This is a genomic window from Streptomyces sp. MK37H, from assembly GCF_018035285.1.
Classification (GTDB): domain Bacteria; phylum Actinomycetota; class Actinomycetes; order Streptomycetales; family Streptomycetaceae; genus Streptomyces; species Streptomyces endocoffeicus.
The window spans coordinates 1-11609 of sequence record NZ_JAAAYH010000295.1; the positions used below are offsets into that span (position 1 = coordinate 1).

Sequence of the window (11609 nt, forward strand, 5' to 3'; positions counted from 1 at the left end):
TTGCTGTCGGCGGTCTTACCCTCGGCCGTCTTGCTGTCAGTCGTCTTGCTGTCGGCCGGGGGGCTGACCGCCTTGAAGGCGGTGGTCGGCTGGTCGACGCCCTTCTTGCCGCCCTTGTCGCCCTTTCCGGGCTTCTCCGGGAGCACACCGAAGGCGGCCGTCGGGCGGTCGATCGGCTTGCCGGAGACGTCGTCGTCCGCGTCGGACGCGGCGGCCTTACCGGACTCACCCTTGGGCTCGTCCGCCTTGGTCTCTTCCGCCTTCGGCTCGTCCGCCTTGGTCTCTTCCTTCTTCTTGGCCTCGTCCTTCTCGGACTCGCCCTTCTTGTCCTTGCCCCCGGCGTCCGCCTTGGGCTTCACCGTACGGAAGACGGCCGTCCGCTGATCCACCGACGACTTCGACGACTCGCTGTCGTCCTCATCCGCCTCGACCTCAGACGCACCCTCAACCTTCGCGTCGGCGCCCTCCTTCGGCTTCACCGTACGGAAGACAGCAGTCCGCTGATCCACCGACGACTTCGACGGCTCGTCACCGTCCTCGTCCGCCTCGACGTCGGACGCACGCTCAACCTTCGCGTCGGCGTCCGCGTCATCAGAGTCGTCGGCGCCATCGGAGTCGTCGCCGCCGTCCGCACCGTCCTCGTCCGCTTCCGCCTCCGCGTCGGGCTCGGCCGCATCCCCCTTGGGCGATTCGTCCGACGCACCGGCATCCGCCTCCGGCTCCGCCTTCGCCTCCGACGTCCCTGAAGCTTCGCCCTGTTCACTATCGCGAACACCAGAAACCTTCGCGTCGCCCCGGCCGGCCGCCGGTGCCTCTGGTTCCGCTTCCGCCTCCGCTTCGGCCTTCGCCTGGGAGGTCACCCCGGGCTCGCCAGGAGCCGACTCCGGCTCCTCGGAACCCGACCGGAGGTCGTCGGACACGACGGCGACCGCCGTCGAGCCCTGGCCCGCCTCCGCTTCGCGCGAGATCGCGAGCCTCGGATCGCTCTCTCCCCTAGCCGTCTCCCCCGACGACTTCTGCTGATCCGACCTGCCGGGGGACTCGCCCGCCACCGATGCCTCCTCGATATGTGTCGCGGGACGCCCTACGCCCCATGGCGTCACGTCCCGCAGCCCAACCTCTACCAGTGTCCTGTGTGTCCGGCACGCGATCGCGCATCGCCACAGCCGGAGAGCGTCTTCAGGTGCCCGCCCACCTGCTAGACGAGAACGACATACCTACTGGTTCCCACCCAAACCCCCCAGGCACTCTCGACAGACCAATGTGAGAGGGGTCACCCTGTCATTCATCCACGCGGGGAGGCATGGATGGGCAGGAGCCGCAGAACAATTCCGGAGGAGCTTCTGCTGCTCGCTTTGGACCCGACCACGGGTACCACGGCGCAGCCGCAGTCGCTTGACCTCGGTCTTGCCGGGGCACAGCTAGTAGAGCTGGCCCTGGCCGGACGGATAGCCCCTGACGGGGATCGTATCGCCGTGGTGCTGCCACGGCCGACCGGAGATCCGACTCTGGACTCCGCGCTGGAGCTGCTGCGCCGACGCGGCAGCCCGGTGCGCGCGGTCCACTGGATCGGCGGGCCCCGACTGGGGCTGCGCCAGACGTACCTCACGCACCTGGAGCGCTGCGGCATGGTGCATGCCGTCGCGGGCCAGATGTGTGGCGTACTGCCGACGACGCGCTACCAGGCGACGGACACGGCGATCAGCCGGGAGATCAGGGCCCGGCTGGACAGCGCGATCCGCACCGGCGTACCGCCGGACCCGCGGACCGCCGCGCTCGCCGCCCTGGCCCACGCGGTCGGGCTCGGCAAGCACCTCTATCCCGGGAACGAGGGGCGCTCCTCGCGCTCCAGGCTCCGGGATCTGATCCGGCACGACCCGATGGGCGGTCTCGTGGCGCACGCCGTGATGGACGTGCAGAACGGTGTCGCGGCGCAGCCACGGCGCGCACCGGCCGCGGGCCCAGGCCGACCGCCGGGCACGCGCGCCGTGGCGGAGCCCGCGGCCGGCGTTCCGGCCCAGCCGTCCCGCCGCGGGAGCATGGCCCGCGTCGGAGCGCGCTGAGGCCCCTTCGGGGCGCCATCGCACCATCACGCACCACCCAGCCCGTCGAACGCACCAGCAGCCCGTCAGCGGGGCGGCGGACACCGCTCCCGGCACCGTCCGGGGCGGAGCGCCACCGTCCGGCTCCGAGCAGCACCGAGCACCACTGACGCTCCACCGACCGCACCGCAGTCCCCACTGACCCGGTTCGGGAGCCGCTGAAGCGCGCGGGGTGGTGGGACGGCCGATTTGGACGACCGGCCGTCCCACCGCCCCGCGCGCGCGTTCGCCCACCGTTGTGCGGCCGCCTTTGTGCGGCCATTTCCCAGCGCGGCCCCGTCCGGTAGTGGCAGGCTGCTGAGCAGCATAAATCAGCAGTACGAAGCCGGAGGTGCACGTCCCGTGACATCGAACGTCGGCCCCACTGTCCGGCGACGCCGGTTGGGCCAGGAACTGCGCAGGCTCCGCCAGGAGAAGGGCATGACGGCGGAGGAGGTGGCTGAGGAGCTGATGGTCTCCCAGTCGAAGATCAGCCGACTGGAGAACGGGCGCCGCAGCATCAGCCAGCGCGATGTGCGCGACCTGTGCCGCACCTACAAGGTGGAGGACAAGGCACTGGTCGATTCCCTGATGCAAATGGCGAAGGAGTCGCGCCAGCAGGGGTGGTGGAACGCCTTCGGCGATGTGCCGTACAGCGTCTACATCGGCTTCGAGACGGACGCGGCGTCGCTGCGGGTCTACGAACCCCAAGTGCTGCCGGGCCTCTTGCAGACCCCGGAGTACGCGGAGGCGGTGATCAGCGGAGCCCTGCCGGAGGCCCCGCAGGACCAGATCGCGCAGCGGGTCCAGGTCCGGCTCAGGCGCCAGGAGCGGATCACCGATCCGCTGGCCCCGCTGCGGCTGTGGGCGGTCGTGGACGAGGCGGCGATGCGGCGGGTGGTCGGCAACTCCAAGATCATGAGCGATCAGCTGGACTATCTGGTCCGGATGAGCCACGAGCCCCATGTGACGGTGCAGGCGCTGCCCTTCGACATGGGGTCGCATCCGGGGATGAGCGGGCAGTTCACCATCCTGGAGTTCTCGGACGAGTCGGACACCAGCGTCGTCTATCTCGAGGGCGTGACCAGCGACCTGTATCTGGAGAAGCTCAGCGATGTGCAGAGCTACAGCATGATGTACGAGCATCTGCGGGCCCAGGCGCTGAACGCGGATCAGAGCCGCCAGTTCATCACCGAGATGGCCCAGGAGCACGCCCGCCGGCACCAGGAGGGGAGCGAGGCGGCCCCGGCGGACTGAGGGGAGACGGAAACGCTCCGGCGCGAACGGCGAAGGGCGGAGGCTACACCTCCGCGCCTCGCCGCGGAAGGGGCCAGGGGAATATGCCATCCGGTCGAGTGAATGGCCCGCTTTCCAGACGATGTTGCCGAGTAACGTCGGTGACGCCTCCAATCGGGAGTGCGTCTCATCTACACAATGCATCGGAGCACTCGTGTCCATTCAGCAGGGAAAGACGAGCATGTGGGTGAAATCCTCGTACTCGGCCGGAAACGGCGCTTGCGTGGAAATCTCCTCCCCGGTCATCAGCGAGATCGCCGTGCGCGACTCCAAGGACCCCCAGGGACCGACGCTCAGCTTCGCCCCCGCATCGTGGTCGGCCTTTGTGTCCGACGTCAGCCGAGGCGCCTTCGACCTCGACTGACCTCCGCAACACCCGGCCGCGGTAGCGCGGTCGGCGGCGCGGAGCGCCAAGCCCGCACCCGAGCCCTCTCGACCGGTCGCCGTCCCTGCCGAGAGGGCTCTTGCCGTATCCGGCGCTTTCCCGCATCGCCGGTTCAGCGAAGTTCCGCCACGTATTGGTCCGTACCGGGAATCGTCGGAATGAACGGCGCCATGAATTCCACCCGGCCGAGACCGGCATCGGCCACTTCGCCGTCCAGACCGGTGAAACAGGGGTCCCAGCATTCCCGGGGATCGGACTCCAGGAACCAGAGCAGGGTCAGCCGGGTGTCGACCCCCTCGACCTGCTTCACATACGACATCCGGTCCGAGGGCAGCGGGGTGGGCCGGAAGACCGTCACCATCGCGGCGGGCGAGCCCGCGAGCCGGCGCGGCAGATGTCTGGATCGGAGCCATGCGAGCAGTTCCTCCCGCTGCTCCGGGCCCTCGCTCTCGATCACCTCCAGTGCCAGCCCGGCGTAGGGGTGGTCCAGCGCGTGGTGGTCACGCGGCCCGGCCGCCCCGTCCCGGTAGACGGTGGCCTCGTGGTCCTGGAAGGCCGTGAAGATGTGCGTACGGTCCTGGTGGACCCGCCCGTCCCGCAGGAGCCGCTTGTTGATGCCGACCGTCCACCGCATGTGGTCCGCGTAGCGCCCCTCGGTGAGCCAGTAGACGGAGAGGTAGCAGCCGGCGGTCACCGGCCGGGCGATCGCCGACTTCTCGGGGTAGCGCAGCAGCTGGAGCTCACGGGTGGCGACCCAGCGGCGGCCCGCGTAGATCCACGGCATGGCCATCGCGCCCGCGATGAAGTGGTCGTCCTCGTACCAGCGGTTGTAGGCGTACTCATGGCCCGGATGCGGCTCGACCAGGGTGATCAGGGCATGGCCAGGGCGCACCCCGTACGGGCCGACGGAGGCCAGTTCCGCGTACGCGTCGCTCGTCATGTCCCTCAGGTGTAGCTGACGTTACGTCAGTTGGGGAGGGGGGCGTCCGAATCAAGTGCGCGGAATCGGACGGCGAAACGGGGCCGGTGGCGCTCTGGCCATCTCACGGCCACGCCCCTAATCTGACGCGACGCCAGACACGGGAGGGACCGCCATGCCGCTGCAGGGCAAGACCGTCGTCGTCTCCGGGGTCGGACCCGGACTGGGGGCCCGGGTGGTGGCCGCGTGCGTCCGGGACGGCGCCCGGGTGGTGATGGGGGCGCGGACGGGGGAACGGCTGCCGAAGGTGGCCGAGGAGGTCGATCCGGGCGGTGAGCACACTGCCTGGCGGCCCACCGACATCGCGGACGAGGCGCAGTGCGAGGCCCTCGCCGCGCTCGCCCTCGACCGCTTCGGCCGGATCGACGCCGTGGTCCATGTGGCCGCGCTGGACAGCCACTTCGGCGGGCTGGAGGACGCCGACTTCGTCTCCTGGGCCCGGGTGGTGGACATCAATCTGTTCGGGACGCTCCGGATGACCCGCGCCTGCCTGCCCGCGCTGAAGCGCAACGGCGGCTCGGTCGTGCTGATCGGCACCCAGTCGTCGTCCGCCGCCCCCACCGAGCTGCGCCAGACCGCCTACGCCGCCTCCAAGGGCGCGCTGACCTCCGCCATGTACGCGCTCGCGCGTGAGCTGGGTCCGCACCGGATACGGGTCAACACCGTGCAGCCCGGCTGGATGTGGGGGCCGCCGGTGCAGGCGTATGTGACCTTCACCGCCCAGACCGAGGGCGTGGGCGAGGCCGAGGTGCTGAGCCGGCTCACCGACCGGATGGCCCTGCCGGAGCTGGCGACGGACGGCGATGTGGCGGAGGCCGCGGCCTTCCTGGCCTCCGACCGGGCCCTGGCGATCACCGGGCAGTCGCTGCTGGTGAACGCCGGTGAACTGATGCGTTAGCGCGACTCCTGTCCGGCCTTTCGGGATCCCGCTCCCGTACGACCCAGCGATCGGTGGGCGTGCGTCTGACGAAGTGCCCGCTCATCGTGGGCGTACAGGCATGCGAACGACAACGCCCCGTCAGGTCAAGAAACCGTAAATTCGTTCTTCTTTCTGATCTGCGTTCACATTCGTGACCTATAGAACCCTTGACCGGTCACCCGAACGAGCGGTTCAATCCCGGAAGTACCCCGCTCCCGCTCGGGGGAACCGCCCATGACGAACGTCGCGGCGAAGTGCGCTCCCGTTCATATGGCGGACCCCTGGGAGGGGACATGAACAGTCTCGACTGGGTTGTACTGATCGGCTACTTCGGCGTCATGGTCGGCATCGGCCTCTGGTCCCACAAGCGTGTGGACAACGTCAGCGACTTCTTCACCGCGGGCGGCAAGATGCCCTGGTGGCTGTCCGGGATCTCGCACCACATGTCCGGCTACAGCGCGGTGATGTTCACGGGATACGCGGCCATCGCCTACCAATACGGCATCACCTCCTATGTCACCTGGTCCTTCCCCATCGCCATCGGCATCGCGATCGGCGCCAACCTCTTCGCGCCGCGCCTGAACCGGGTGCGCAGCAAACTCAGGGTGGCCTCGCCGCTCGAATATCTGAAGAACCGCTACAACCTGCCCACGCAGCAGGCGCTGGCCTGGTCCGGGGTGCTACTGAAGATCGTCGACGTGGGTGCCAAGTGGGCGGCCATCGCCACCCTGCTCTCCATCTTCACCGGTGTATCGCTCAACCAGGGCATCCTGATCACGGGCGCGGTCACCGCCGTCTACTGCACCGTCGGCGGGCTGTGGGCCGACGCGCTCACCGAACTCGGCCAGTTCATCATCCAGTTCGTGGCGGGCATCTCGATGCTGATCGCCGTACTCCACGAGCTGGACGGCTTCAGCACCTTCTGGACCGTCTGGGACGACCTCCCCGACAGCCACCACCAGCCGACCGTCGGCCCGTACACCCTGGTCTTCCTGCTCGCGTACCTCTTCATCAAGACCTTCGAGTACAACGGCGGCATGTGGAACCAGGCGCAGCGCTACATGGCGACCGATAGCGCCCACTCCGCCAAGCGCTCGGCCCGGCTGTCGGCCGTCCTGTGGTTCGTCTGGCCGCTGGTGCTGTTCTTCCCGATGTGGGTCGCACCGCTGATCATCAAGACGGACAAGCCCGCCGACTCGTACGCCGAGATGGCCGAACACCTGCTGCCGCACGGTCTGCTGGGCCTGGTGATCGTCGGCTTCTTCTCGCACACCATGGCGATGTGCTCCTCGGACGCCAACGCGATCGCGGCGGTGGTGACCCGGGACATCATGCCCGCGGTCTTCAAGTCGGTACGGGAATGGTCCTCTCGCACCGGGCTGATCGCGGCCCGCTACACCACCCTGCTCTTCCTCGCCCTGTCGATGGCCATCGCCACCCAGGTCAACTCGGACTTCTTCGGGGACATCATCACCGTCGTGATCAAGTGGGTTGCCGGGCTCATGGGACCGATCGCGATCCCGCTGATGCTCGGCATGCTGGCCACCTTCCGGAAGTCGGGTCCGACGGCGGCGCTGGTCAGCTGGGCCATGGGGCTGATCGCCTTCTACCTCGTCAACTACCCGATCAACGACGCGATCGACGGAGGGGTGAACCTGGAGTACCAGATCTCCATCCCGCTCGCGGTCTCGCTCGTGCTCTTCATCGTCATCGGCTACATCAAGCCCGAGGACACCCCGGAGCGCGATGCCATCCTCGCCTCGCTCAACTCGGATGAGGACGGGCCGGGTTCGGCGAGTGCCGCGCTGTCCGTGCCGGAACAGGGCGACGCGGACGACCGCAAGTCGGTCGCGGGCGCCACGGACTGACGCCTTCCGCGCGGCGGCCATGACCAGGGCCGCCGGTCACCACCCAGTGCGGGGTGACCGGCGGCCCGGTTCCATGTGTGGGTGCGCGGCGTCTATTGGGGCGCACCGTCTATTGATGCGCGGGCCGTCAGGTCGCACTGCATGAGGTGGGTGTCGATCCAACGCCCGTGCTTGTGGCCGACCCCGGCCAGCAGGCCCGCCGAGCGGAAGCCGAAGCGCCGGTGCAGGGCCGCCGAGGCATCGCTGCCGGAGTCGGCGATGACCGCGACGACCTGCCGTACGCCCGCCTCGGCACAGCGGGCGAGCAGGGCGTCGAGCAGCGCGGCCCCGAGCCCCGCGCCGGTCCGCCCGGGGGCGAGGTAGATGGCGTCCTCGGCGGTGTGGCGGTACGCGGGCTTGGGGCGCCAGGGCCCGGCGCAGGCGTATCCGGCGACCGTAAGGCGGCCGTTTTCGGGGGCTGCGCCGCCGTCGTCGACCTCGGCGACCAGGAACGGCAGCCCCCGGTCGGTCAGCTCGGCCAGCCGCCGCGCCCAGTCCTCGACGGTGGGCGGGGTCTCCTCGAAGGTGACGACGGTCTCGGTGACGTAGTGACCGTAGATCGCGGCGATGGCGTCCAGGTCGGCGTGGGTGGCATCACGTATGACGGCGGCGGAGGCAGGCACCGGCCCACCTTACGGCCGACCGTTCCCGGGGCGGAAGTGGAACGCGGGGCAGGGGTGGCGGTGAGGAGATCCCGCCTGTCCGGGCAACCTTTTGCTCACCTGCGGTTCGCATCCGGAACGTACTATGGTCGGCCGTCCGAGCCCGCCTGCCACCAACCGCACCAACCGCACCACCCGGACCCGGCTCGCCCCGCCCCCACCGAGCCGCCGTCCTCAGGGACCTCTGGAGCCCCCGTGACCGCCACCCAGACGATCACCGACTCCCGGATCCACCGGGCCCGCGCCCTCGTACTGCGCCGACCGGTCCTGTGCGCGGCGGTCTTCTGCCTGCTCTCCTTCACCGGGTTCTGGATCGCGCAGCGGGCCGCCCAGGTGTCGATGGTCGATCTGCTGGTCTATCGCGCCGAGGGATGGACCGTACGCAATGCCATGGATCTGTATGACATGCGGGCGACTGAGCACAATCTGCCCAATACCTACCCGCCGTTCGCGGCCCTGCTCTTCACCCCGCTGACCGTGATGAGCACGGGCGTCCTGCGGACCTTCGGGACGGCCGTCAATCTCGTCCTGATGGTCGCCGTGGCCCATCTGTCGCTGCGACTGATCGGATGGCCCGCCCGGGTGCCGCGACCGGCCGCCGTCCTGGCCCTGGCCGCCGTCGGGGTGTGGTGCGAGCCGGTGTGGACGACGCTGCGCTACGGGCAGATCAATCTGCTGGTGACGGCGCTGGTGCTGTGGGATCTGACCCGCCGGGCGGGCCACCGCTGGGCGGGGGTCGGGACGGGCATCGCCACCGGGATCAAGCTCACCCCGGGGCTCTTCGTGGTCTTCCTGGGGCTGGCCGGGCTGTTCCTCGGCCTCCGGCGGCTGCGGGCGGCAGGGGCGGCCCGGAGGCGCACCGGGCCCGGAAGCGGCCCGCCGCCACGGCGTCTCCTGAACGACCATCTGCGGCGCGCGGCCGTCGCGACCGCCGCCTTCGTCCTTACGGTCGCGTTCTCGGCCCTGGCGCTGCCGCATGACTCCCGGCGCTTCTGGACCGAGGTCGTCTTCGCCACCGACCGCCCCGGCGATGTCGAGGGCGCGGGCAACCAGAACCTCAAGGGCGCGCTCGCGCGTGTGCTGCACACCCCCGACCCGGGCATGTGGTGGCTCGCGGCGGCCGCGCTTATCGGCTGTGTGGGCCTGGCCACGGCGGTGGCCGCCCAGCTGACCGACGACAGCCGCCTGCCGAACGCCCGCGCCTGGGCCGCCCTGACCTGCGCGGTGACCGCCCTCATGGTCAGCCCGGTCTCCTGGTCGCACCACTGGGTGTGGGCCGTCCCGATGGTCCTGCTGCTCGCGGTGGAGGCGGTGCGGCGGGGCGCGGCGGGCTGGACGGCCTGGACGGTGGTGACCGGGCTGCTCTTCTGTTCCTTCATGGTCTGGTACGCGCCCCACAGCCGGCCGGCCCGGGTGGAGCTCCACCAGAACCCCGCCCAGATGCTGCTCACCGCCGTCTATCCGCTGATCGGCGTCGCCTTCCTGGGCGTGGCCGCGTATCTGACCCTGCGCGCCGTAAGGCGTCCATGGCGTCCCTGGGAGGGGATCGGGGTCCCGGGGCACCGGCGGACCACCGCAGGTGCGGGCACGGAGCGGACCTACGCGCGCGGGTAGCGGGTGAGCCAGGCCGGGGAGGAACTGCCGGGGCCGTGCAGGGCCGGGCCCTGGGTCATCTCCATGGCGAAGTCGTCGGCCAGCTCCAGGATCGTGCCGCGCCCCTCGACCTCCGCCAGCCAGGCGGGCGGCAGCGCCGTCTCGCCGTGCAGCGCGCCCAGCAGATTGCCGCAGATGGCCGCCGTGGAGTCGCTGTCCCCGCCGTGGTTGACCGCGAGCAGCAGCCCATGGCGGACATCCTCGGCGACCAGCGCGCAGTACAGGCCCATCGCCAGCGCCTCCTCACCGGTCCAGCCCTCGCCGAGCGACGCGACGCGGTCGGGCGTCGGCAGGCCCTGCCGTACGGCGCCGAGGGCGTGCCGCAGCGCGTGGGTGGTCTCCTCATGGCCGGGGCGGGTGGCCAGATGGGCGAGGGCGCGCTGGACGGCTCCGTCCAGCGCCTCGCCGCGCGCCAGGCCGTGCACGATGAGGGCGAAGGCACCGGCCGAGAGATAGCCGGTGGGGTGGCCGTGGGTCTGGGCCGCGCACTCGATGGCCAGTTGGAAGACCAACTGCGGCTCCCAGCCCACCAGCAGTCCGAAGGGCGCGGAGCGCATCACGGCGCCGCATCCCTTGGAGTCGGGGTTCTTGGGCCGCTCCAGGGTGCCCATGGTCTCGTCGGCGAGCCCGGTGATACAGGCCCGGCCCGGGGACCGCTGGGCGTACAGCCACTCCTCGCGGGCCAGCCAGCCGGCGTCCTTACGGCGCTCATCGGGGCCCCAGTCGCGCTGGGTGGAGTACCAGCGGCGGTGGGCGGAGTGGATGTCGGTGGGCGGGTGCCAGGCCCCGGTGTCACGGCGCACCTGCGCCCGTATCAGTCCATCCACCGTGAACAGCGTCATCTGGGTGTCGTCGGTGACCCGTCCGCGGCCGCCGTAGGCGGGCAGGAAGTCCGTCACGCCCTCGGGTCCGTGTGCCGCCCTGATCTCGTCCAGGGAGGCGAACTCCACGGCCGCCCCCAGCGCGTCCCCGATGGCCCCGCCGAGCAGACAGCCGCGCACCCGGCTGCGGAAGTCCTGCTGTTCGGCGCGGCCCCATACGCCGGTCGCTGCGCTGGCGGTTGCGGTCACGACCTATGCCTCTTTTCTTCGCTGCGTGAATGGCCCTGAACTGTCTTTGAACTGTAATGGACACCTAATGATCGCCTCTTGGCCGCCGCGGATTGTGAAGGCGTCATCACGGAGAAGACGACGGAGTGTCGCATTCCGAGAATGCGAATTCCCTCACCGAATGTCGGCCGCGCGCCGAAAGCCCTTATCCGAGCGCCGTCCGGCCGAGCTCCAGGCTCGCCCGGAGCTCGGCGAGCGGCGCGCGGAGGGCGGCGAGCAGGGCGGGGTCGGCCCCGGGGCACTGGGCGAGGTCGTCCAGGTCCCCCACCGCTTCGTCCACGGTCTCCCAGCACGGGCCGCGTGGCGGACAGCTCCGCCAGTGATCGCTCGGCCCCGGCCCGGTCGCCGAGGGCGGCCCGGCTGATGATCGGAGCGGTCACTCCGGCCTGTGCGTCCCACTGATCGCCGTGCTCCTCCAGGAGCGTTTCGCCCCGAAGTATCCGCGTGGCGCGCCCGCAAGTATCCGCGCGGCGTGCCCGCGAACCGTGCGCCGGGGTTGTGAACTGCTGGCGATTGCCTTCGCACAGGCGTGTTCTGGCGCACATGAGCGAGTGTTCTGGCTGCAGCCGTGCGACCCCATGAGTGGGAACGAAGGTTCCTTGGTCGAATGTGTGACCT

General features: G+C 70.0%; 10 protein-coding genes and 1 pseudogene. 6 read left to right on the forward strand and 5 right to left on the reverse strand.

The features are described 5' to 3' along the window. Positions 1-1052, reverse strand: a pseudogene (locus GWI24_RS46390) (D-alanyl-D-alanine carboxypeptidase); the annotation flags it as partial. A 255-nt stretch (positions 1053-1307) separates the two neighbouring features. Between GWI24_RS46390 and GWI24_RS31095 the strand changes: the two are divergent. From GWI24_RS31095 to GWI24_RS31105, 3 genes are all read left to right on the forward strand, one after another. Continuing rightward, entirely contained in the window at positions 1308-2063 is a 756-nt protein-coding gene (locus GWI24_RS31095) for a GPP34 family phosphoprotein (RefSeq protein WP_210949267.1), read from the forward strand. A gap of 381 nt (positions 2064-2444) precedes the next feature. After that, positions 2445-3338 (forward strand): helix-turn-helix transcriptional regulator, encoded by an 894-nt coding sequence (locus GWI24_RS31100; RefSeq protein ID WP_210949269.1) that lies wholly within the window; start codon positions 2445-2447, stop codon positions 3336-3338. A 193-nt stretch (positions 3339-3531) separates the two neighbouring features. Then, positions 3532-3741, forward strand: a complete 210-nt coding sequence (locus tag GWI24_RS31105) for a DUF397 domain-containing protein (protein ID WP_037947978.1) — start codon at positions 3532-3534, stop codon at positions 3739-3741. Positions 3742-3874: 133 nt separating this feature from the next. Here the strand turns inward: GWI24_RS31105 and GWI24_RS31110 are convergent, their stop codons facing one another. Beyond that, on the reverse strand, positions 3875-4702 hold the full coding sequence (locus GWI24_RS31110; RefSeq protein WP_210949270.1) for a hypothetical protein: 828 nt from the start codon (positions 4700-4702) through the stop codon (positions 3875-3877). Positions 4703-4856: 154 nt separating this feature from the next. On the opposite strand from GWI24_RS31110, the gene GWI24_RS31115 reads away from it, so the two are divergent. Together GWI24_RS31115 and GWI24_RS31120 are read left to right on the forward strand one after the other, a co-directional pair. Next, positions 4857-5639, forward strand: a complete 783-nt coding sequence (locus tag GWI24_RS31115) for an SDR family oxidoreductase (protein ID WP_210949272.1) — start codon at positions 4857-4859, stop codon at positions 5637-5639. Between the two features lie 314 nt (positions 5640-5953). After that, positions 5954-7528, forward strand: coding sequence for a sodium:solute symporter family protein (locus tag GWI24_RS31120; RefSeq protein WP_210949273.1), 1575 nt, complete (start codon positions 5954-5956; stop codon positions 7526-7528). 92 nt (positions 7529-7620) lie between these two features. Here GWI24_RS31120 and GWI24_RS31125 read toward each other — a convergent pair whose 3' ends face one another. After that, on the reverse strand, positions 7621-8190 hold the full coding sequence (locus tag GWI24_RS31125; protein ID WP_210949275.1) for a GNAT family N-acetyltransferase: 570 nt from the start codon (positions 8188-8190) through the stop codon (positions 7621-7623). Between the two features lie 234 nt (positions 8191-8424). Between GWI24_RS31125 and GWI24_RS31130 the strand changes: the two genes are divergently transcribed. Next, positions 8425-9843 (forward strand): glycosyltransferase 87 family protein, encoded by a 1419-nt coding sequence (locus GWI24_RS31130; RefSeq protein WP_308344146.1) that lies wholly within the window; start codon positions 8425-8427, stop codon positions 9841-9843. Here GWI24_RS31130 and GWI24_RS31135 read toward each other — a convergent pair. After that, entirely contained in the window at positions 9828-10952 is a 1125-nt protein-coding gene (locus tag GWI24_RS31135; RefSeq protein ID WP_210949277.1) for an ADP-ribosylglycohydrolase family protein, read from the reverse strand. The genes GWI24_RS31130 and GWI24_RS31135 overlap by 16 nt on opposite strands. A 184-nt stretch (positions 10953-11136) precedes the next feature. Continuing rightward, positions 11137-11271, reverse strand: coding sequence for a hypothetical protein (locus tag GWI24_RS46395; protein WP_281790876.1), 135 nt, complete (start codon positions 11269-11271; stop codon positions 11137-11139). Positions 11272-11609 lie beyond the last annotated feature (338 nt).